Annotated in this window: 26 protein-coding genes; 21 read left to right on the forward strand and 5 right to left on the reverse strand. The window is 39.7% G+C overall.

Features of this window, described 5'->3' with window-relative positions:
* Positions 1–5: 5 nt before the first annotated feature.
* Both DBR43_RS20065 and DBR43_RS20070 read left to right on the forward strand, forming a co-directional pair.
* A complete protein-coding gene (locus tag DBR43_RS20065; RefSeq protein WP_124584037.1) occupies positions 6–896 on the forward strand; it encodes a polysaccharide deacetylase family protein in 891 nt (296 codons plus the stop codon).
* 30 nt (positions 897–926) lie between these two features.
* Complete coding sequence (locus DBR43_RS20070; RefSeq protein WP_124584039.1) at positions 927–1,787, forward strand: polysaccharide deacetylase family protein; 861 nt, start codon at positions 927–929, stop codon at positions 1,785–1,787.
* On the opposite strand, the gene DBR43_RS20075 is transcribed toward DBR43_RS20070, so the two are convergent.
* From DBR43_RS20075 to DBR43_RS20085, 3 genes are all read right to left on the reverse strand, one after another.
* Positions 1,780–2,232 carry a 3-oxoacyl-ACP synthase gene (locus DBR43_RS20075; protein WP_124584041.1) on the reverse strand — a complete coding sequence of 151 codons (453 nt, stop codon included), beginning with the start codon at positions 2,230–2,232 and terminating at the stop codon, positions 1,780–1,782. The genes DBR43_RS20070 and DBR43_RS20075 overlap by 8 nt on opposite strands.
* A gap of 3 nt (positions 2,233–2,235) precedes the next feature.
* Positions 2,236–2,814, reverse strand: coding sequence for a nitroreductase (locus DBR43_RS20080; protein WP_124584043.1), 579 nt, complete (start codon positions 2,812–2,814; stop codon positions 2,236–2,238).
* Positions 2,815–2,880: 66 nt separating this feature from the next.
* The gene (locus DBR43_RS20085) at positions 2,881–3,474 is read right to left on the reverse strand and encodes a hypothetical protein (protein WP_124584045.1); all 594 of its coding nucleotides are present in this window, start codon (positions 3,472–3,474) and stop codon (positions 2,881–2,883) included.
* A gap of 90 nt (positions 3,475–3,564) precedes the next feature.
* Between DBR43_RS20085 and DBR43_RS20090 the strand changes: the two genes are divergently transcribed.
* Complete coding sequence (locus DBR43_RS20090) at positions 3,565–5,187, forward strand: ABC-F family ATP-binding cassette domain-containing protein (protein ID WP_124584047.1); 1,623 nt, start codon at positions 3,565–3,567, stop codon at positions 5,185–5,187.
* Positions 5,188–5,246: 59 nt separating this feature from the next.
* Here DBR43_RS20090 and DBR43_RS20095 read toward each other — a convergent pair whose 3' ends face one another.
* The gene (locus DBR43_RS20095; protein ID WP_124584049.1) at positions 5,247–6,125 is read right to left on the reverse strand and encodes a glycosyltransferase family 10 domain-containing protein; all 879 of its coding nucleotides are present in this window, start codon (positions 6,123–6,125) and stop codon (positions 5,247–5,249) included.
* Positions 6,126–6,283: 158 nt separating this feature from the next.
* On the opposite strand from DBR43_RS20095, the gene DBR43_RS20100 reads away from it, so the two are divergent.
* The 4 genes from DBR43_RS20100 to DBR43_RS20115 all read left to right on the forward strand — a co-directional run bounded on the left by DBR43_RS20100 (position 6,284) and on the right by DBR43_RS20115 (position 9,307).
* Entirely contained in the window at positions 6,284–7,003 is a 720-nt protein-coding gene (locus DBR43_RS20100; RefSeq protein ID WP_124584051.1) for a glycosyltransferase family 2 protein, read from the forward strand.
* A gap of 73 nt (positions 7,004–7,076) precedes the next feature.
* Positions 7,077–7,859, forward strand: a complete 783-nt coding sequence (locus DBR43_RS20105) for a hypothetical protein (protein ID WP_124584053.1) — start codon at positions 7,077–7,079, stop codon at positions 7,857–7,859.
* A gap of 12 nt (positions 7,860–7,871) precedes the next feature.
* On the forward strand, positions 7,872–8,582 hold the full coding sequence (locus DBR43_RS20110; RefSeq protein ID WP_124584055.1) for a glycosyltransferase family 2 protein: 711 nt from the start codon (positions 7,872–7,874) through the stop codon (positions 8,580–8,582).
* A 32-nt stretch (positions 8,583–8,614) separates the two neighbouring features.
* Positions 8,615–9,307: a glycosyltransferase family A protein gene (locus tag DBR43_RS20115; RefSeq protein ID WP_124584058.1), complete on the forward strand. Its 693-nt coding sequence runs from the start codon at positions 8,615–8,617 to the stop codon at positions 9,305–9,307.
* A 10-nt stretch (positions 9,308–9,317) separates the two neighbouring features.
* On the opposite strand, the gene DBR43_RS20120 is transcribed toward DBR43_RS20115, so the two are convergent.
* Positions 9,318–9,911 carry a hypothetical protein gene (locus DBR43_RS20120; protein ID WP_124584060.1) on the reverse strand — a complete coding sequence of 198 codons (594 nt, stop codon included), beginning with the start codon at positions 9,909–9,911 and terminating at the stop codon, positions 9,318–9,320.
* A 157-nt stretch (positions 9,912–10,068) separates the two neighbouring features.
* Between DBR43_RS20120 and DBR43_RS20125 the strand changes: the two genes are divergently transcribed.
* The 14 genes from DBR43_RS20125 (at position 10,069) to DBR43_RS20190 (ending at position 22,686) form a co-directional block, all read left to right on the forward strand.
* The gene (locus DBR43_RS20125; RefSeq protein ID WP_124584062.1) at positions 10,069–10,791 is read left to right on the forward strand and encodes a glycosyltransferase family A protein; all 723 of its coding nucleotides are present in this window, start codon (positions 10,069–10,071) and stop codon (positions 10,789–10,791) included.
* Between the two features lie 87 nt (positions 10,792–10,878).
* Positions 10,879–11,136, forward strand: coding sequence for a hypothetical protein (locus DBR43_RS20130; RefSeq protein WP_124584064.1), 258 nt, complete (start codon positions 10,879–10,881; stop codon positions 11,134–11,136).
* Between the two features lie 11 nt (positions 11,137–11,147).
* Entirely contained in the window at positions 11,148–11,840 is a 693-nt protein-coding gene (locus tag DBR43_RS20135; RefSeq protein WP_124584065.1) for a glycosyltransferase family 2 protein, read from the forward strand.
* Between the two features lie 47 nt (positions 11,841–11,887).
* Positions 11,888–12,538, forward strand: coding sequence for a glycosyltransferase family 2 protein (locus DBR43_RS20140; protein WP_124584067.1), 651 nt, complete (start codon positions 11,888–11,890; stop codon positions 12,536–12,538).
* Positions 12,539–12,542: 4 nt separating this feature from the next.
* The gene (locus tag DBR43_RS20145) at positions 12,543–13,235 is read left to right on the forward strand and encodes a glycosyltransferase family 2 protein (protein WP_124584069.1); all 693 of its coding nucleotides are present in this window, start codon (positions 12,543–12,545) and stop codon (positions 13,233–13,235) included.
* Positions 13,236–13,245: 10 nt separating this feature from the next.
* Complete coding sequence (locus tag DBR43_RS20150; RefSeq protein ID WP_124584071.1) at positions 13,246–13,560, forward strand: hypothetical protein; 315 nt, start codon at positions 13,246–13,248, stop codon at positions 13,558–13,560.
* Between the two features lie 178 nt (positions 13,561–13,738).
* The gene (locus DBR43_RS20155; protein WP_124584073.1) at positions 13,739–14,011 is read left to right on the forward strand and encodes a hypothetical protein; all 273 of its coding nucleotides are present in this window, start codon (positions 13,739–13,741) and stop codon (positions 14,009–14,011) included.
* A 156-nt stretch (positions 14,012–14,167) separates the two neighbouring features.
* A complete protein-coding gene (locus tag DBR43_RS20160; protein WP_124584075.1) occupies positions 14,168–14,443 on the forward strand; it encodes a hypothetical protein in 276 nt (91 codons plus the stop codon).
* Between the two features lie 280 nt (positions 14,444–14,723).
* Positions 14,724–14,984, forward strand: a complete 261-nt coding sequence (locus DBR43_RS20165) for a hypothetical protein (protein WP_124584077.1) — start codon at positions 14,724–14,726, stop codon at positions 14,982–14,984.
* Between the two features lie 108 nt (positions 14,985–15,092).
* Positions 15,093–15,353 (forward strand): hypothetical protein, encoded by a 261-nt coding sequence (locus tag DBR43_RS20170; RefSeq protein WP_124584080.1) that lies wholly within the window; start codon positions 15,093–15,095, stop codon positions 15,351–15,353.
* A 108-nt stretch (positions 15,354–15,461) separates the two neighbouring features.
* Positions 15,462–15,722, forward strand: a complete 261-nt coding sequence (locus DBR43_RS20175) for a hypothetical protein (protein WP_124584080.1) — start codon at positions 15,462–15,464, stop codon at positions 15,720–15,722.
* Positions 15,723–17,081: 1,359 nt separating this feature from the next.
* The gene (locus DBR43_RS20180; RefSeq protein ID WP_124584082.1) at positions 17,082–17,660 is read left to right on the forward strand and encodes an RNA polymerase sigma-70 factor; all 579 of its coding nucleotides are present in this window, start codon (positions 17,082–17,084) and stop codon (positions 17,658–17,660) included.
* Between the two features lie 74 nt (positions 17,661–17,734).
* Positions 17,735–18,877, forward strand: a complete 1,143-nt coding sequence (locus tag DBR43_RS20185; RefSeq protein ID WP_124584084.1) for a FecR family protein — start codon at positions 17,735–17,737, stop codon at positions 18,875–18,877.
* A 224-nt stretch (positions 18,878–19,101) separates the two neighbouring features.
* Positions 19,102–22,686, forward strand: coding sequence for a SusC/RagA family TonB-linked outer membrane protein (locus DBR43_RS20190; protein ID WP_233603056.1), 3,585 nt, complete (start codon positions 19,102–19,104; stop codon positions 22,684–22,686).
* The last annotated feature ends 16 nt before the right edge of the window (positions 22,687–22,702 follow it).

Consider the following 22,702-nt stretch of genomic DNA (forward strand, 5'->3'; position numbering starts at 1 on the left):
TATTTATGAAATACTCCTTCCTACCCCTTTTCGCTGCGGCGTTAATTTTTACTGCAGGATGCCAGTCAAAATCACAAAGCAACGGCACTGACAAAAATACAAAAGACACGCTGACGACCACTACAGACGGCACAAATACACCTGCCGCTGAAGAAGGCCAGGTGGCTACCGGCGACATCTCTAAAATGAAAGTTGCCGATGCAAAAACCATTCTTGCACGCAAGCAGGTTCCTATTTTATGTTATCATCAAATCCGCGACTGGAGGGCAAAAGACTCCAAAGGGGCTAAAGATTATATTATTCCTATTGCGACCTTTAAAGACCATATGAAAATGCTGGCCGATAGTGGTTATCATACAATCCTTCCTGATCAGCTCTATGATTATTTAAACAATGGTACAAAATTGCCAAGCAAGCCCATCATGCTGACTTTTGATGATACTGACCTTGATCAGTTTACCATTGCCGCTCCGGAAATGAAAAAATACGGATTTAAAGGGGTATTCTTTGTGATGACTGTTTCGCTTGGAAGACCAAATTACATGAGCAGAGATCAGGTAAAAGCACTTTCTGATATGGGTCATGTAATCGGTTCCCATACCTGGGATCACCATAATGTTAAAAAATATCAGGGACAGGATTGGGTAACACAAATTGAGAAACCAACAAAAACTTTAGAAGAGATCACTGGTAAGAACATTCATCATTTCGCCTATCCTTTTGGATTATGGAATCCGGAAGCCATTCCTGAACTTAAAAAAAGAGGGATGAAATCGGCCTTTATCCTGGCAACCAAACGTGATGAAAATGATCCATTATTTACCATCAGAAGAATCATTGCCAGCGGTTACTGGAGTTCAAAAACATTAAGTAACAGCATTAAAAACAGCTTCTAAGCGGAGCGTCTACCTACAGAAGATATGTTTATGAAAAGTACCTTATTAAAAGTGGCCGCTTTCTCGGCGCTGAGCCTTTCTGCCTGTGTGGGCAATAGCCAGGCAGGTAAAGAAAATGCAGTTGCTGCAGATGTTTCTGCATCTGCCAGTACAAGTGTTGTTAAAGACAGCTTAAGCAGTAAGCCTGCTACCGCAGCAGAGGTAATCGCTAAAAAAGAAGTTCCTGTGCTTTGTTATCACCAGATCAGGGATTGGAAAGCCAGCGATTCCAAACGTGCACATGATGATATTATTCCACCTGCAAATTTCAGTCAGCATATAAAAATGCTGGCGGATAGTGGTTACCATACCATTTTGCCGGATGAGCTATATGATTACCTGAATTATGGGAAGAAACTTCCTGAAAAACCAATTATGATCACCTTTGATGATACGGACCTGGATCAATATACTGTAGGTGCAAAAGAATTAAAGAAACATGGTTTTAAAGGGGTATTTTTCATTATGACTGTTTCTATCGGCAGGCCACGTTACATGAGTAAGGCACAGATTAAAGAGCTTTCTGATGAAGGGCATGTCATCGCCAGTCATACCTGGAACCATAAGAACTTTGCTCAATTTACAGATGAAGACTGGGAAATTCAGATTGATAAACCAACAAAAACGCTGGAAACCATTACCGGTAAGAAGGTAGAATATTTTGCTTATCCTTATGGGGTTTCTAAAGCGGAGAACCTGCACAAATTAAAAGAACATGGCTTCAAAGCTGCTTTTATTCTGTCTACGAAGCGGGATCCGAACTATCCTTTGTTTACGATCCGCCGTATTATAGATCCCGGAACTTATACGGCCAGGAATCTATATAACAGCATCAATAAAAGTTTTAAATAATCTTATTGAGGAGATAATCTTTGCCATTAAAAGCAAAGGTATCTCCTTTTTGCTTTCCTATAAGCAGCTTGCCAATCGGCGAGGCTGCGGAAATGGCGAAAATACTTTCTCCATCCAGTTGCAGTTGTCCGGCGCTAATGCTGATGTAAAAAGTACCCTGGGAAGTATAAGCCAGGTTTCCATTTCTCACCCTGTCATTTTCCGGTGTATCTTTAATCGCATTTAAAAGCTGCAGGTTTTGCTGTGCATCCATCAACAGGCTTTTATTCCTGCTGATGTCCTGCGCCATCATTTCCCGTGTGGTTTCAAACTTATCTCCGGCACTGCTCTTTGTATCATCATTACTGGCTTCCCTCGACTGTTCCAATGCCGTTTCGGCGGTCTGGATTCTTTGTTCTACGAAGCTTAAACAAAGGAGGTATAATTTCTCTTTAATGTCCTGCATAAATTACGATTCTACCCATTTAACTTTATCTTCAATGGGCGTTCTTTTTGCCTCTCTTGGGGCTTCGTTATGGTATCCCATATAGAAAAGTCCGAAACATTTCTCCTGATCACCGAGGTTTAAGAACCCTTTCAGGTCTTCGATCATTCCCGGTGAACTCCAGTAAGCACCAATATTTAAAGCTTCAGCAGTAAGGGCCATGTTCTGTACCGCGCAGGCCAATGCGGCCAATTCTTCCCATTCAGGAATTTTATCGGTATGTAATGCTGCGTTTAAAGTAATGATACAATTGGCTTGCGCCGCTTTCTCCAAAATGCTATCGTATTTCTTTTGCAGGAACTGATGCTCCGGCATTGCTGCCTTATACAGTCTGGCCAGCTCTGCTCCCAGTTTCATTTTCCCTTCATTTCTGAAGACGGTGAAACGCCAGGGTTCAGTCAGCTTATGTGTAGGCGCATAGTTCGCACTTTCCAGGATTTGTCTGATCAGTTCTACAGGAATCTCCTCTGTGGTATAGCTGACAGGGAAAATACTGCGGCGACGTTTAATAATGCGGCTTAATATATCTATTTCTTTTTCCATGGATCTTTCTTAAGATGTAATTATTTTCATTGACAAAAATAGCATTATCGCCTGCTCTTTTGTTTGCTAAAGGTCATTGTTTTCCATCTTAACTTTTTTCAGGGCTTTCCGGATCTGTTTCGCCCTTCCGAAAAAGGCAATACTTTCCCGGTCTTCCAGATGGGTTATGGTTTGCAGCAGTTCCTCTTTAATCCAGGTATAACGCGGAGCCAAATTGGCCAATGCCTGCATGGCATGAACTTTAGTTGCAACCAATACCTTTTCATCAATCAACCAGGTGAAGAGGATGTCAATAATCGGGTCGAAATCAATTTTATCCAGCTGTCCTTCTTTTAACCCTGCTGACTTTTTGCCAGTCAGCCAGGCGAGAATTTTCCCATAGTGCCGCATACAGCTCGGGTTTTTCTGCTCCGGAAAACGGCTGAGCAGATCTTCCAGGTGATCTCCGGCACAGTGGTGGTTCATAAAGATATACTCGAGCGTCCATGCAGCCCTGAACCCTACTTCTTTCTTTGGATGAAAGGTGAGATCGATCAGGCTTTTTATCTGATCGTATTGCTCCTGGTTTTCCAACTTAGAATCGGCAATGCCAGTCAGGATTTGCACCATTCTCGCTTCCATTGAAGCATTCAATCTTGCTGTTAATTCGTCGCGTGTCAAGTCATTGAAATTTAAAGATCAAAACTAATAAATCCCGAGTCAAATCATTTTATAAATTATAACTACCTTTGCGGCTTATTTTTCAGCAATATGATTTCAGTTTCAAACTTATCCCTCCGTTACGGAAAACGTACCTTATTTGAAGATGTGAACCTAAAATTCACTCATGGCAACTGCTATGGGGTAATTGGGGCTAACGGCGCAGGTAAATCAACCTTCCTTAAAATTCTTTCAGGTGAAGTAAACCAGACTTCTGGTAGTGTGGCTTTTACTCCCGGCGAACGTATGGCGGTTTTAAAACAAAACCATTATGAGTTTGATGAATTTACAGTGATTGAAACCGTAATGATGGGTCACAAGGAATTGTACGACATCATGAAGGAAAAAGATGCCATTTATTTGAAAGAAGATTTCACAGATAAAGATGGTGAACGTGCGGGTGAGCTGGAAAACAGGTTTGCAGAAATGGACGGCTGGAACATGGAGAGCAATGCTGCAACCATGTTGAGTAACTTAGGGATCAAAGAAGAACACCACTATAAACAACTGAAAGAGTTGGATGGTAACCAAAAGGTACGTGTGCTTTTGGCACAGGCTTTATTTGGTAACCCGGATATCCTTTTACTGGATGAGCCTACCAACGATTTGGACATCGATACCATTGCCTGGTTAGAAAACTTCCTTGCAGACTATCAAAGTATCGTATTGGTGGTATCTCACGATAGACACTTTTTAGATGCGGTATGTACACATATCGTTGATATTGACTTTAGCAAAATGAGTATTTATTCAGGTAACTATACTTTCTGGTATGAGTCAAGTCAGCTTGCTTTGAAACAACGCAGTGATCAGAATAAAAAACTGGAAGAGAAAGTTAAAGAACTTCAGGAATTCATTCAGCGTTTTAGTGCGAATGCTTCGAAATCTAAACAGGCAACTTCACGTAAGAAAGCTTTAGATAAAATCGATATTTCTGAGATTAAAGCGTCAAGTAGAAAATACCCTGCGATCCTGTTCAACAATTTAGGAAGAGAAGCGGGAGACCAGATTTTACAGATCGAGAATCTATCGAATACTTCAAATGGAGAAGTGATGTTTAAAAACGTTAGCTTCATGGTGAATAAAGGTGATAAGATTGCCGTTCTTTCTCAGAATAGCCTTGCTACCACCGCTTTCTATAACGTACTGACCGGTCGTGAGAAAAATTACACAGGAGAGTTTAAATTTGGGGTAACCATTAATGTGGCAGATATCCCGAATGACAATACGCCTTATTTTGAAGGTAAAGATGAAAACCTGGTAGATTGGTTGCGTGAATATTCAGGAACAGATCAGGATGAGCAGTTTGTAAGAAGTTTCTTAGGAAGAATGTTGTTCTCTGGTGAAGAAGTATTGAAAAACGTAAAGGTTTTATCAGGTGGTGAGAAGATGCGTTGTATGTTTTCTCAGATGATGCTGAGACATGCGAACCTGTTGTTATTTGATGAGCCAACGAATCACCTGGATTTAGAGTCGATTACGGCGTTAAATAATGGATTGAAGGATTTCAAAGGTACAGCACTGTTTACTTCACGAGATCATGCTTTAACGGAGTCTGTGGCGACGAGAGTAATTGAATTGACTCCTAAAGGAGTAATTGATAAGATGATGAGCTATGATGAGTACATCACGAGTGAAGATGTGGCTCAGTTAAGAGCAGAAATGTATAAATAGAATCAGACGCGGCTTGGCCGGGTTACAGTCGGAAGAGCACTCTTCCGACTTTTTTGTTTTTAATCGGATGGTGAATCCAGCTTTACGATGTCTTTGATCAGTTGATAGGCATTTCTTTGCTGGAAGTACCGGTCTTTATTGTTATCTACGTCTTGTTTCGGTGCAGGAATTTTAATGATCTCCCTGATGTCGTCAATAATTGTAGGACTGTCCAGGTTGATGGTCCTGAAATATTTTTCATTGTAGACTTCCGAAACATTAGGTGCGCCACTATAAATAGGGATTGTATTACAAAGCGCACAATCTACAAATTTTTCAGTGATGTAATTTCTCTCCTGTGAGTTTTCGACAGCTATGGAGTACTCATAAGGCAACAGACCGGTATGCTTAAATTCCAGCATTCCCATGTACCGTTCATCGGCAAGGTTAAATCCTTTCCCATAAATATCGATGTCCAGATCGGAGGCCAATATCCGGCGAAGTAGCCGCAAACGCTTCCCATAATTACCGATGTCTATAGCCAGGGAAGAGACAATCATAGATAATTTCTTCGTTTTGGGCACCTGTTCGGCTATCTGAAAAAAAGATTTATCTACATGGTCGTGAAAAAACATATAAGAAGGAGCTTCAAAAACCTTCTTTCCCAATTCAATCTGATAGAGATTTTCAAAGATTTCACGGTCGTGGATAATTAAGTAATCACTATTGGTCAGGAATTGATTATTAATATGGACTGAACTCCAGGAAGGTTCCTGAATAATCGTAATTACTTTTGCATTATCATTTATCTTCTGATAGGTTCTGTTAAAAACTACAGCATAATTATAATCTTCATTGGTCGTGAATTGTAAGCTTTCATCATAGACATGATAGTTGTCCATGAACCTTTTCAACAAATTTTCGGTCTTACCGTTATCCGAAAAAAATTTGATTTTCATATTTGATCAGCGCTTAAGGTTAGTAAAAATATTGATTTATCCAAGATATAAACTTGGATAAGCTTTAAGAAATACCTACACATTTTGGGACATTTGGCCCTATTAGAAGCATAGATTTCAGGGTAATTTAGGGCATTAAGATTCTAACCTTTAACGTTATGAAAACCCAAGATCCTTTAGTCTCCTGTATATGTATTACTAAGAACAGACCATCATTATTGCAAAGAGCTCTCGCTTGTTTCGACCGGCAAGATTACCCAAATAGGGAACTGGTTATCTCTTATCCAGTAAATGACGTGGCTACAAGGAGCATTGTAGACCAGATCGAACAGGTGTTTAAAACAAAAATCATACGATTAGAACATCCTGAACAGGAAAAATTAGGGACATCAAGGAACAATGCTATTTTGGTTGCAAACGGAGTTTACGTTTGTTTTTGGGACGATGACGACTGGCACGGTATGGATAGAATTTCCCAACAAATTTCAGTGCTGAGAAATGGACCATTCAAGGCAAGTGTCCTGATGAACGTACTAATTCATGACGAAGAGATTAAAGAAACTTACTACTCATTATACCGCTATTTTCAGGGAACATTGCTTTGTGAAAAGGAAGTATTGATGCAAATCAACTGTTCTGACACCGACAAAGAAGAAATAGATTCAGTAATCCGTTATTTGTTGTCAAACAATGTCTTGTTTCATTTGACAGACAAACCTGGCCTTTACATATTCATATACCATGGTGGCAACGCACTTGGAGAAGCAAGCTTCAATTACAATCTTCTGCAAAGCACTTTATTGGATCAGGAGATCAACCAAAAGGTCTTGAAGGTAACCAATCTTAAAAATCACCAGCTGAAGAACCATATCAAATGAATTGTGCTGATGCCAATCCCATAAAGTTACAGGTATTTATCTCACAACCTTAGAAAAAACCAACCCCGTAAAAATGGATAATAAATTATATAAAGAATTTGCCGGCTATTACGCTGCAATGAGCAATCACAGAGATTTTAAAGCACAACTTGAATGCATATTGGGTTTATATGCTCCTGCTAATCCCTGCAGGTCTATGCTGGAGCTATTTGCCGGACAATCATTTCACAGTATAGAAGCGCTTAACAAAGGAGGTATCGATGTCTGGGCAATAGACGGCAGTAATGAAATGAAGACACTCGCATTGAGTTCAGGCTTTAAAAAAGCAGAACAATATATCGTTGGAAACCTACCCGAATCAATTTTAATTTGCACAGAAAAAGTAAAGTTCGATTGCATCCTTTGTTTGTACCATGGTCTCAGCAACATGACAATGAAAGGTGTCTATGAGGCCTTTGGCTATATGAAAGACCTACTAAATAAAAATGGCAGAATTTTTCTCGAAATCCACAACATTGAAAAGATGATGGAGTATTTGGCCTCGCCGGAAATTCATGTAGAAGAACTTCAAACCTCAGAGAAAACTGATCAGGTCATTAAATATGCCTGGCCAGGCGAAAAGATTAGCTGGAATCCTTTTGACTACAATGCAATAGTGCCAATAAAATTGATACTGGAATCTTCAACAGGCACAGAAACTATAGAATTTACTTCCCAGGACCGTATTTTCAGTGCTGAAGATATTATGTTCATCGCCGGGCTTCTCGGATATGACAGCAGAATATTAACAGAAGAAATTCCAGGAAGGTCCTATTTTGGAAATTCGGTAATTATTGAACTGTCTGTCAACGCTTAAAATAACAATCTCATGAACTTACATATCCCTTTAATTTCCTGCATTTGTATCACTGATAACCGGCCATTGCTATTACAGAGAGCCATTTTCTGTTTTGATAGCCAGGATTATCCCACGAAAGAGCTGGTGATTTCGTACCCTCAGAGTGACGTAGCCACCAGAAATATCTTAAACAGTATAGAAGAAATTTTAAATATTAAAATGGTCAAAATAGAGCGCCCGGAACAAGAAAAACTAGGGACAGCCAGGAATCATGCGATTGCTTCAGCAAACGGTGAATATATATGCATCTGGGATGATGATGATTGGTATGACAGTAAAAGGGTTTCTCAGCAATATGAGGTTCTTAAAAGCGGCACCTTTAAGGCAAGCATTTTATTAAATGTACTCTTATATAATGCACCCGACAACAAAACTTATCACTTCAATTATCAGGAACTGGCAGGTACTCTTCTATGTGAAAAACAGACCTTCGTACAAACCAGTTATCCTGATCTTGAAAAGCGGGAAGACAATTTTATCATCCAATATTTAACTTCGAAAAATGTACTGTTCCGCATTGCAGAAATGCCACAGCTTTACATCTATATTTATCACGGCGACAACGTATCGGGAACACGTTACTTTAATCTTCATTTTATGCTCCTCAACCTTGTGGATGAAAATATCAATGCACAGGTTCAGGACGTAGTGAACCCGAAACAATATCGCATAGTTCAATAAAACGTACTTTATAAAAGTCCAGATAACATTCTATGAATTCGTCATTACCTCTTATATCCTGTGTCTGTTTCACTGAAAGCCAACCCCTGATCTTACAAAGAGCAATTGCCTGTTTTGAAAAGCAAGATTACACAAATAAAGAACTCGTGGTTTCTTATCCTGAGGAGGATCTTTTAACAAGCAATCTTCTCAATAAAATTGCACAGATTTCAGACATACAACTCATCAGGATCGAACGTTCTGGTCTTGAGAATCAGCATATCGCCAAAAACAATGTTATAAAGGCAGCAACAGGGCAATATATCTGCATCTGGGACGATCATAGCTGGCATCATAAAAGCAGGCTGTCTGATCAATACCATGTCATTAGTTCCCTCGGTAGCAAAGCTTCCATACTGAAGCAAATTCTTTTTTTTAATTATAATAGCAAGAAGACTTACGCCTCTCCTTTTTACCATTGGGAAGAAACACTAATTTGCGAGAAACAAATTTTACTGCAACAAATCAATGATCAGAAGCAATGGGAAGTATTCTGGGTGTTCGACGATCTCATCCCTATAGAAGCTTTAGCCGAAATCAACGACAAAGCGCATCTGATTGTTCATATTTGCCACGAGAGCAATACCTCTTCCGAAGACATTAGCGCTCTTCAGAATTGGCCTGAAGCTGTACATTTAAATGATAGCATTACAGGCCTGACCAGCCTGGAATACTACCTATTGTAATTTATCCAGTTTAGACATACTGAATGCCTTCTTTTGAAAGTCCAAGGACGATTTCCACATAGCCTTCTTTAAGGACGCTCATTTTCTGAAGAAATAAGATATTATACAAACCAATTGATCTTCCGTTTCCCTCAATTATGGTATATGGGCCATCTTTCTGTTTAGCAATAAATGTAATTCCCGACAACTGTACCTGACTGGTATCCGATTTAAAAGAATTAATAATACCGGTTATCCTTAAATTCAGGGAAGGGATATTTTGAACAATTCTCGCCGCATAGGGTACACGGTAAGTGAAATTTGTGATTTTCGCCAATTCCGGAACAGGCAAAGTATATAGCTTATTGAGTTCTGACTTTTTCAACTCCATTTTTGCTAAGTACCAATTGATTTTTAGGGGCAGACAATCTACCAGAGACAAATGGTGTAGCTTCAAGCTTCTTTTAATCCCTTTTCTCTCCAATCTTGGGTTATTTGATTGCAACCATTTTAAAGTTTCCTGAGCAGCGGGATCAGCCATTGCAGACAAATATTCTACATATACTTCTCCTATTGCCCAGCGCCTTAACATTTCATGCTTTTTTATTTTTCTAATGATTTCCATAGTTATTTTATTTAGTCCTGAAATAAGACCACTGAATTAAAAATCAAGTTAACAAAAACCCGAGTCGTTTAGCCAGGTCGCTAGATTTTGGGGCATTTGGCCCTATCCTCAATTTATATTTACCATTAATTTAGGAGATAGGTTAAACCTTACTCAAATGAAGCACCAACATCCTGTTATATCCTGTATATGTATCACCAGTAACAAACCACTGATGTTACAAAGAGCGATTGCCTGTTTTAGAAAACAGGACTATCCAAATACTGAACTCGTTCTTTGCTACCCTCAGGAGGATCTGTTGACTAGAATAATTGCAGACCGGATTGAAGCAATGTCAATCATTAAAATGATTCGGATCGAGCATTCAGAACAGGAAGAACCTTTATTCACTAAAAACATAGCTATTAATGCTGCTACCGGCAGGTATATATGCATATGGAACGAGGGGCACTGGTATCACGAAAGCCGGATTTCAGATCAATACACGGCGCTTAGGAAAAGTCCTTTTAAATCCAGTATTCTAATGCATGTACTTATCTTTGATTTTAAACATCAACGGACTTATTGCTCCAGGTATGCGAATTGGCAGGAAACACTCTTTTGTGAAAAACAACTTCTGCTTGAAGCCAGCTATATGCATATCGAAAGAGCTGACGAAAATCCGGTAATTCATTTTCTTTCTTCCAGAAACGTATTGTATCATATTTCTCATGCGCCTCATCTGTACATTTACATTTATAATGAGATACCAGAGGACACTTCCACATCTGCTGAGCGTATCCCTTATCTTTCGGATAATCAACCCATGGATGACATTAATGACACTGTAAAGGATATAATTGATACCGGACATTATATTTTCACAACACCGGATCATTAGAAACGTACACCTATGTTTTTGGGACATTTGGCCCTATTTAACCCTTCCGATTTTATCTAATTTTAAAATAAACAAATCTTCAACATTATGGCAAGATCATGGTATACTTATCTCGGATTTGGAGACCCCACCTCTTTCATTAACTACGCTCAGGTGACTGTTAAACATACCTGTCTTTGCGGCGATAAAATATGTGCTATTTATGTCGATGCTGATACTTTCCGCCTGGAATCTCCTCTTTCCGAGAACCTGCAGCGGTACATAAGAAACGCTTTGATAACCGGACAGCTTCAGCCTGAAAGTCCCACGGGGGCAAAAAAATATGTCTATCTGAAAACCAGCTAACCCTCTCCACTATGGCACAAACCTATCCATTGATTTCCTGCATCTGCATTACCAACCGCAGACCTGTACTTCTTGAGAAAGCAATCTCTTATTTTATCTCACAAAACTATCCCAATAAAGAAATGGTCATTTCTTATCCAAAAGGGGATAAACTAAGCCGGGAGCTGATTAAAAATTATCAGAATCAGGAAATCCAACTGATTTCGATGGAACGTGAAGAAGAAGAATCCCTGGGTTATGCCAGAAATCAAGCTATCGCAAAAAGTAAGGGCGACTACGTTTGCACCTGGGATGACGACGACTGGTATCACTCCAGCCGCCTTTCCTTTCAATTTAACAGTATGCAAACCAAGGGCTCCGGATATCAGGCAAGTGTGCTTACCCGTATCATTTTACTTGATGTCATTAACCAACAGGCTTACCTCTCATTTCCATATACCTGGGATGGTACTATTTTATGTAAAAAGGAAGTGTTAATGCAAAACCAGTATGGCTACACAAATAAGGCTGAAGATACCCATGTGATCAAATTCCTTTCCTCAAAAAAAATGCTGTTTCATATAGAGGATGCCCCGTTTCTCTACGTCTACATTTACCATGGTAAAAATACATGGGACTATAAACATTTTGAATACTTCACTTCCAAAAGTGAAGTATTGAGCGAGGAAATCAGGAAGAAACTCATGGAATTGCTTACGATTTAAGCTTCAACAATTTATATCATTCTATTCAAAACAACATCGGAAAATTTATGGAATCACCACTTGTATCTTGTATTATGCCTACTGCAAACAGGCAAAAATTTCTTCCATTTGCAATTCACTATTTCATTGATCAGGATTACCCTAACAAAGAACTTATCATCATAGATGATGGACTTGAATCTGCAAAGGCATTGATCCCTAACCATCCCCAAATCCGTTATTTCTATTCCGAACCGCTGGGAACAATCGGCGTTAAACGTAATCATGCCTGTGACAAGGCACAAGGTGAAATTATCATGCATTGGGACGACGACGACTGGTATGCTCCCGACTGGATTAGCAGACAAGTAGAGGCTTTATCAACTTCCGGTGCTGATATTACCGGGTTAAACACCGTATTATTTTATTCTCCTTCGGTAGAAAAACGTTGGGTCTATGAAGATTCCGACCTGGAAAAGCCCTGGCTCTGTGGTGCAACTATGGCTTACCGGAAATCCTTCTGGAAGGAACATCCATTTGTTGATATTCAGGTGGGTGAAGATTACGATTTTGTCTGGAATTCCGGAGCAAAGACATTTGCCCTTGATTACTTTCAAGGTTTTATATCAATTCTTCATGCCCACAATACCAGCATCAAGCCGGTAGAAAATCCCAGACATAAGAAAAAAGGAACAACCTGGAATCCGAAAAAAAACTAAGCTCATGAGTACACCTTATGTATCCTGTATCATGCCAACCGCAAACCGTCCTAAGTTTATTCCTTATGCAGCCGAATATTTTTTAACTCAAAATTACCGGAATACTGAGTTGGTTATTATTGATGATGGAAAGGAATCCATTGAACATCTGCTCCCCAAAAGTAAACGGATCAGTTACTTTTATAGCGATCCGATAGGAACAATTGGCAAAAAACGCAATTATGCCTGTGAACGTGCCAAAGGAGAAATCATTATGCACTGGGATGACGACGACTGGTATGCATCTGACTGGATCAGCCGGCAGCTTCAGGCGCTTGAAAGCTCTAAAGCTGATATTTGTGGACTAAATGACATCACATTTTTCTCCCCTTTGATGGGCAAATTCTGGCGGTATGCTGATCTGCAACAAGAGCGTCCATGGCTTTCCGGAGCAACAATGGCCTATAGAAAAAGCTTCTGGCTGGAACATCCTTTTAAAGACCTGCAGATTGGTGAAGATTACGATTACATCTGGAATTCAGGTGCTACATTATTTGCACATGACTATACTAAAGGCTTTATCGCAACCCTACATTCTGCTAATACTACATTAAAACCATTTGAAAATCCTAAACATAAAAAACATGCAGTTTTATGGATGGAGGTTACATACGAGGGGAAAGCCGGAACCCCTGAACAAAACAGGCCAAACTCTTAATATTAATCATATGCCCTGGTATCAATTTATCAACAATGAACTTGACATTTGTGACGCTGACAGCTATCAAATTTTAGACAAAGCACCGGATACTGTAGACGGTCCTTATCTGGCCGCTATTTTTGCAGATGAAATTCCAGATGATCCATTACACCGACCCGACATTGAGGGAACTCCCGGATTGCTATTTTACATTATCCGCGCTTTAGCCCGTGGAAAAGGACAGCCCTACTCTATCTTTCCACCAGTTCCACTAGAGGTTCGAATGTCTGCCATACCTGCTTCCGGCATAAAGGAAGAAGCTGTCGAAGAAGCTGGGAAATAATATCACTTCTCAAACCCATTTTGGGACTTATGACCCTAGCAAATTAGCCGAAGCTGACGTAAATTAGTACTATACTTATCTGATAAACAAACACTAAGGGGAAAACCGAAAACCCTGAAAAAGAGTAGGTACTATTAAAATTTTTGTTGCTTTTTAATGTACAAAAGCTTCCTGACTTATGGCAAATTCATGGTACGCTTATCTCGGAGCAGGAACAGATCCTCTTGTCCCGGCAAGTTACAGAAGAATAACGGTGAGACCTAGTTGTATTTGTGGCCCTAATATTTGTGCCATTTACCTTCTTGGCGAAACGGCTTCAGTTCCTTCGACAGCCTTAACATCAACCATGATTGGTTACATTAGTAATGCTCTGACTACCGCATCACCGCAGCCTACTGCCGCCGGAGGAGGGGTAAAGCTCTTTGTATACCTGAAAGGTGGTTGTGGTTAACAGTCATTCAGAACTAACTGCTAAAGTAAATTCAGAAAATGATCAATCAACATTTCTGATCAGTAGATGGGTAACGAAGGAGGACACCGAAAATCCTGAACAGAGTAGGTAGGAATAAAAATTTATTGCTTTTTAATTTATAAAAGCATACCTATTATGGCAAATTCATGGTACTCTTACCTGGGAGCTGGAAAAGATCCACTTGTTCCCGCAAGTTACAGAAGAATGACAGTAAAACCCGAATGTGTTTGTGGTCCTGCTATTTGTTCTATTTACCTTCTTGGTGAAACTGCAACTACTCCTTCTGCTGCGTTTACCCCGAACATTTTAACGTACATCAGTAATGCCCTGACCAACGGATCACCGCAACCGATTGCTGCTGGTGGAGGCTTGAAACTTTTTGTATACATGAAAAGCGGCTGCTGCGGTTAATCCGTAATTCGGGGACATATGCCCCTGTTAAATTATCAAATATCAACGTAAATTCGTATATCAATCGAACAAAGATTTTACCTCAATGGTCGACCCTAAGGTGAATCGTCAAGTTGAATTCAGAACATGATCATATATCAATAGTTTGATATTTTCAGAATAAGACCATGACAGCCCTGCTTAACCGCAGAGTAATGAAGGGAGAGGCCGAAAACCCTGATCAGAGTAGGCGAAAATCAAAGTTTTTGTTGCTTTTTGATACATAAAAGCAGCCTTTATTATGGCAAATTCATGGTATTCCTACCTGGGACAGGGAAAAGATCCGCTTGTTCCTGCAAGTTACAGAAGAATTACTGTAGACCCTTTGTGTCTGAATGGGATTGACATCTGTTCTGTTTATCTTCTAGGTGAAACTGCAACGACTCCGTCAGCTGCATTCACCCCGAACATTTTAACGTACATTACCAACTCCTTGTCTACCTTGACCCCGCAGCCTAATGGCGGCCCGGTAAAACACTTCGTTTATCTAAAAGGCTCATAAGCAGATCTGGAAATTCTAAAAAAAAGGGGGATGCCGAAAACCCTGAACAGAGTAGGCATTAAACAAAAAGTTTTTGTTGCTTTTTGATGAATAAAAGCATCTATTATTATGGCTAATTCATGGTATTCCTACCTGGGACAAGGTAAAGATCCACTTGTTCCTGCAAGTTACAGAAGAATCACTGTAGATCCTTTGTGTCTGAATGGGATTGACGTATGTTCTATTTATCTTCTTGGTGAAACTGCAACGACCCCGTCAGCTGCATTCACCCCGAACATCTTAACGTACATTACCAACTCCTTATCTACCTTAACTCCACAACCTAATGGTGGCGCAGTAAAACACTTCGTTTATTTAAAAGGTTCATAAGCGAACCTGATCATTCCAAAAAAAGGGGGATGCCGAAAACCCTGAACAGAGTAGGCGTTAAACAAAAAAGTTTTTGTTGCTTTTTGATAGAAAAAAGCATCTAATATTATGGCTAATTCATGGTATTCCTACCTGGGACAAGGTAAAGATCCGCTTGTTCCTGCAAGTTACAGAAGAATCACTGTAGATCCTTTGTGTCTGAATGGTATTGACGTATGTTCTATTTATCTTCTAGGTGAAACTGCAACGACCCCGTCAGCTGCATTCACCCCGAACATCTTAACGTACATTACCAACTCCTTATCTACCTTAACTCCACAACCTAATGGTGGCGCAGTAAAACACTTCGTTTATTTAAAAGGTTCATAAGTAGAATAAGTCGCAATTTCTGTTCCCCGGGAAGGAGTCCTTCCCGGGGTTTTTCAGAAGATACGACCAATTTCAGAATACCATCCTATCTTCTACATCGACAAGGTTATATTTCCATCAGACTTACAGACTTTTCTATGGGTCAGGTGGGAAATTAAAAGGGAAATACCAAAACCCCGAACCGCATAGGTTTTACCAGAATTTCTGTTGCTTTTTGATGGATAAAAGCAACTCTATTTATAGACCTATTGGCAGGATAAAATAAAAGACGCATCATCTCATTTGTTATCCCCCCGCTTCAAGGAAATGGCTGTTTTCAATGAAAAAGCCATTATTTCTTTTTTTGATCAGCAGATCACATTTTGAAATTTCAATATATACAAAATAAAAGGGGAACGCCGAAAACCCTACAACAGAGTAGGTATCATTTAAAGTTTTTGTTGCTTTTTGATCAATAAAAGCACCTTATATTATGGCGAATTCATGGTACGCATATCTGGGACAAGGAAAAGACCCATATCTCAATACGAGTTACAAAAAAGTGACAATAGATCCGCTATGCCTCAGTGGTTGCACGATTTGTGCAATCTACCTTCTTGGACAAACATCGGATATACCTAGTCAAATGCCGCTTTCAACACCAAAAATGATGGAATATATAACCAATAGTCTGGTCTCATTAAGTCCAGAACCTAATAGTGGCGCCGTAAAGCACTTTGTTTATCTTAAATGCTATTAAACCAATATGTTAGATTGTTATAAAATTCAGTATTTCAAGCAGGCCCATTGTACAGGAATGTAATTTATTTCGACAGAATGGCATTCATAACTTCAGCAAGCAGGGCTCAGCTATGTGAAAAACGCTTAAACAATTCTGCCAAACAAGAAAGGGAAAAACCGAAAACCCTAAAACAAAGTAGGTATCATTTAAAGTTTTCGTCGCTTTTTGATGGATAAAAGCAACTCATATTATGGCAAATTCATGGTATTCCTACCTGGGACAAGGTAAAGATCCACTTGTTCCTTCAAGTTATAGAAGAATTAACCCACAGTTCGTACCAACATGTACTGGTGGCTGCACAGTTTGCGCAATCTTCCTTCTAGGCGAAACAGCAACTACGCCTTCAACTGCATTCACAGCAAATATCTTAAATTACATCACCAACGGTCTAGCCTCGCAAACTGCACAGCCTGATTCGGATCCTTTTGTCCGTTTTAAAAATTGTTAACCTAAATGGCAATAATAAATCTCAGAAAGGATTACTTTTCCGGGGTTTGTTATTGCCTAAAAAAATACTTATAATTGACTGTAAAAGGAATTGAATCCAAAACATAGATCCCCATAATGGGTTTTCACACATGGCCTCCTACAGCTCATTTACAGATCTCGAACTCACCAATCTATTAAAGTCAGGCGATCACTCTGCCTTTCTTGAAATATACAGTCGTTTTCAGGGACTTTTATATATTTATGCCTGTAAAATTATAAGGGATGAAAATGAAGCTGAAGACATTGTACAAGAGGTCTTTCTTTATTTATGGGATAAAAGATCAACCATAATTTTAAAATCTTCTATTTCGTCTTATCTGTATAGCGCGGTACGCTTCAAGTTCTTCAATCTTTTAGACCGCAAAAAAATAAGAACAGATTATAAGGCATCATTCCAGCATTTTTTAGATCAGGGAGAATATGTGACCGACAATTATATTCGCGAAAAAGAATTCAGTCAGCTTATTGAGAAGGAAATTTCCGCTTTACCAGATAAAATGAGGGAGATATTTGAATTGAGCAGAAAGCAGCATTTAAGTCGAAAAGAAATCGCATCTCGGCTCAATTTATCAGAAAAAACTGTAAAAAACCAGATCAACAATGCCCTTAAAATTCTCCGCGGAAGGCTGGGGATTGTCGCTTTTTTACTCTTTCTTTTAAATAAGTAATTTTTTTCATTTTCATCTGGGCCTTCGTGGGCTTTGAACTTACATAGAGTATATCATGTATTTTTAAAGTAAAGATGACCAAGAAGCATTTTGCTGAAGAACTTCTCAATAAATATATCCAGGGCTCCTGTTCGGAAGAAGAAAGAGCAATGGTGGAGAGTTGGCACCTGAAAGATTTGTCTGAGAGCAATAAAATTCCATCAAAAGAGACTATTCTTCTGGTTAGCCAGAGAATGAAGTATGCTTTATCCGCCCGTACAGGCAATACTCAACCCTTACAAAGGACACAAAAGTTATGGTATCGGTTTGCCTATATTGCTTCAGCACTGTTTTTGATTTCATTGATGAGCTATCTATACATCAACAAATCAGTACATAGAGATCCTTTGACAGTAAACAGGAAATTGATCGATATCCTACCGGGAAGCAATAAAGCAATTTTGACAATTTCAGGAGGTAAGAAAATTTCTTTAGATGGCAATTCGAATGCCTTGCTTGCAGGGGAGACCAATGTTAACGCTCTTAAATCAACGCATGGTATTTTAGTATATGAACCGCTCAAAGAAGAAAACAAAAACATATATATCCATAAATTGGAAACCCCGAGGGGTGGCCATTATCAGGTAGACTTGCCTGATGGCACAAAAGTATGGCTGAATGCCGCTTCCAGTCTCACCTATCCTACTGTTTTCAAAGATAAAGAACGGAATATAACGCTTAGCGGTGAAGCCTACTTTGAAGTAGCAAAAGACAAAAACAAGCCGTTTAAGGTAAAAAGTGGCCAGCAGGTTATTGAAGTTTTAGGAACACATTTTAACATATTTGCTTATCCTGAAGAGGGGAAAATCCAAACCAGCCTTCTTGAAGGAAGTATAAAAGTGGTTAAAGGAGGCCAATCAAAACTCATCAGGCCAGGGCAATCAGCTACTACAGTTGATTCCACAACAGCCATCTCTATTGCCGAAGCAGATCTGGAAAAAAGTGTTGCCTGGAAAAATAATGAATTCATATTCAATGGAGAGAACCTGGAGAGTATCATGAAATCAATTTCCAGATGGTACAATATAGAAATTTTATACCGGGATAAAGCTGGCAAAACCAAATATTGGGGAGTCGTATCCCGAAATCAAAATCTGTCGGCAGTTTTAAAAATGTTACAGTCGACGGGGAAGGTTTCGTTCAAGCTAGAAGGAAGGAGGCTAATTGTTATGAATTAACTTTACTATTCAAAAAAATTTAAAGTAAAAACCGGAAGTGTTTGCAGCACTCCCGGCATGATTTGATTTTTTTCATCAAGCAAATTAACCTAATGAACCAGTGTTGTACTTGTTAAGCTCATAGACGGTAAGTACAACTCAAAAACAAACCAATCAAATGTATGAAATTTTATTCTAAAGTTTCATGCAGGCCTCCAGCCTGCATGAATAAATTTCTGTTCGTTATGAAACTTATCATTGTTTTATTGACTACAGTTTTTATACAGTTTAGTGTCGCAGCTGATGCTCAGAAAGTCACTTTATCAGCCAACAACTCCTCGCTCGAAAAAATCTTCAAGGAAATCAGGATACAAACAGGCTATGATTTCTTCTGTGACCTGGACTTACTTAAAAATGCAAAAAAAATTGACATCCATTTAAAAGATGTCAGTTTGGAAACGGCACTTATTTCCTGCCTTAAGGATCAGGAACTCACTTATGTTATTGACCATAAGATCATAGTGATCACCAAAAAAAAACTCAAAGACATCTATCTGACCGGGAAGGTGGTTGACGAAAGCGGACAGCCGCTTCCCGGGGCAACGGTTACCATTAAAAGAACCGGAAAATCAGTGATTACCAGTACAACCGGCGCCTACAGTATAAGCGCCGGAGAAACGGATATCCTGATCGTGTCTTACATTGGATATAACAGCAAAGAGGTCAAAGTTTCCGATTCAAAACCAGGTATATCCTTTATCGTTACCCTGTCTTTAAATCCAAATAAACTACAACAGGTAGAAATCGTAAGCACTGGTTATCAGGATTTACCTAAAGAACGTGCAACGGGCTCTTTTGAGGTGATTTCCAAAGAACAACTTCAACACAGCACAAGTGGAAACCTTCTGAGACGGCTGGAAGGTATTGCGACCAGTATGGATTTCAGCAACAACCAATTTCCAACACTAACACTTGGTCAGCCCCGCCGGCCCGCCCTTTCCGGGTTAACGATTCGGGGGAAAAATACCTTAACCCGGGGGCTTGTTCAGGATCCATTTTCTCTCAGTGGAAATGTGCTGATCGTAATTGATGGAATTGCCACTCCTTATTCAATCGATGATATCAATCCAAATGACGTGGAAAGCATTAACATCTTAAAGGACGCTGCTGCTTCCTCCATTTGGGGTTCCAGAGCATCAAATGGGGTGATTGTCATTAAAACTAAGAAAGGAATGTTCAATAGTCCTACCTCTGTCTCTTTTAGCAGTAATTTGAGTATCACAGATAAACTGGATCTGTTTTACAAAAAACGCATGAGCATCTCAGAGTATATTGATGCACAGGTACTCCTTTACAATAAGATGTATGAGGACAATGGTGAAGTCCCTGTAGAAGATCCAAATCTGATTCAACCTCAACAAAGAATGTCTCCCGTTGCCGAAATTATGAACGACCTTAAAATGGGAAGAATCGATCAGACCGAGGCAGATGCAAAACTAAATGCTTTGCGTGGTAACGACATCCGGAGGGACTATGAAAAATATCTGCTTCGTAAACCCATCACACAGAATTATACTTTGGGAATCAGTGGAGGAAGCAAAAACTTTGCTTATCGCCTGTCTGGTGGTTATGACTACTCGCTTGGCGGTGCAGTGACAGATGGAAGTAACCGGGCCACACTAAACTACACCACGACTATCCAACCTCTAAAAAACCTTGAAATACAAACTGTTGTTGCTTACAACCAACAAAACACCCATACACAACCGTCAGAATACATTGTTCGGGCACAGCTCACAGCCAATGGCTATTATCCATACAGTCGCCTCGCCGACGATCAGGGAAATCCACTATCCTTATATCCAGATTTCAGGCCTGCTTTCCTGGATTCTCTGGCAAAAAACTATGGCGATAAGATTCTGGACATGAGTTATAAGCCTCTTGAGGAAATTAAGTTAGGTTACAACAAACTCAAATCTCAGGGTCTTAACCTGAACCTCAATGCTAATTACAAAATCAACAATCTGCTCTCAGCGAGCCTCACATATAGCTATAACTGGGGCTTATCCGAAGCTACGGTATTGAATGATGTACGGTCGTACTACATGCGGCAACTGATCAATACGTATACCACCCCCGCCGCACCGGCTGATGGCAATCCTGAAGATCCGTTGAATGGTTTTACTCCATTTCAAAGACAGGTTCCACTAGGCGGGCGATACACCTATGAACCCACCAAATCCAATAATCAGACCTTAAGGGCTCAAGTTAATTTAAATAAAACATGGGATTCGAAACATGTACTTTCTGCAATTGCAGGAGCAGATGTTTCACAAAATTACAGCATCAGCCGAAGCAACCAGTATTTTGGTTATCAGGAAAACGGTTCAAGGGTATATTCCGAGATACCGTATGGAGTATACGTGTACACCTTATACAATGACAAAGATTTTGGTTTTTCCAGTAACATGATCCCAAGTCCAATACAGGGCATAACAGACCTCAAAAGCAGAATGTATAGCTTCTTTTCCAATGCAGCCTATACCTTTGATAGAAGATACACACTGTCGGGCAGCATCAGAAAAGATGCTTCAAGTTTATTTGGAAATGCTTTCAATACCGGAGGTACTCCTTATTTTTCCGTAGGAAGCAGCTGGAATATCAATAATGAGTCCTTTTATAAGTTAAGCTGGCTTCCTTATTTACAGCTCAAAGCAACTTTCGGTTATAATGGCAACACCAATGCACGTTTCAGTTCAATTCCAACTATTACCTTTAGTCAGGGCACAATTAATGGCTTGCCATTCGCAAACACAAATGAAGGAACCAACCCACAGTTAAGACCGGAAAAATCGGCCACATTGAATTTAGGGATCTATTTTGGATTGAAAAACAATCGACTTTCGGGAAGTTTTGAGTATTATGTCAGAAAAACAACCGATTTAGTCACCAGTACCCTGGTGGATCCAAGTACGGGCTTTCCAAGCCTCGCTTATAATGTTGGCAATCTTCGGTCTGCAGGGGTTGATCTCAGTCTGAGCTCTTTAAATCTCCAGGCCGGATTATTTAGCTGGACCAGCAATTTTCTTTTTAGTTATAACCGGGTGAAAATAACCAAGGATTTTAATGCCAAAACACCTACGGCTAATGATGTGATTAATCAGACCGTATTTATAGCAGGTCAAAATCTTTCTAGTCTATATGCCTGGAAATGGGCCGGATTAGATCCTCAAACCGGTGATCCCATGGGGTTTGTTGACGGAAAAGCGGTAAGCGTAACTAATTCACAGGCATATACTGCAATTAGCCAGGCCCCTGTTTCTAGTGCGAAATTCTTCGGTTCTTCAGTGCCGGTTTATTTTGGTTCCTTCAGAAATACCTTCCGATATCAGAATTTCGCAGTCTCGGCCAATTTCATGTATAAGCTCGGGTACTATTTCAGACCTCCTGCTACTGAATTTGCACTTTATAACCGGCTGTTTCCTTTAAATGAGCTTTTAGGTGCTGAATATGCCAACCGCTGGCAAAAACCCGGCGATGAAAATATTACCCATGTTCCATCCATTGATTATACTGGAAATGGCTCAAGGGACTCCTTCTACTATCTTTCAGAGGTAAATGTATTAAAAGCTGATCATATCCGGTTACAGGAGATTAATCTCTCTTACACCTTCAATACCAAAAGTCGCTTTATTAAAAATCCGAGAATTTATGCCTATGCAAATAACCTGGGTATAATCTGGAGAGCTAATAAAGCAGGCTTCGATCCTGATGTTCTGGACTATCCTCAGCCTCGCAGTTATAGTTTCGGCTTCAGCGCCAATTTTTAAGCTCTTTATAAAAAAA

The sequence above is a fragment of the Pedobacter sp. KBW06 genome (assembly GCF_003852525.1).
In the GTDB taxonomy this organism is placed as follows: Bacteria; Bacteroidota; Bacteroidia; order Sphingobacteriales; family Sphingobacteriaceae; genus Pedobacter.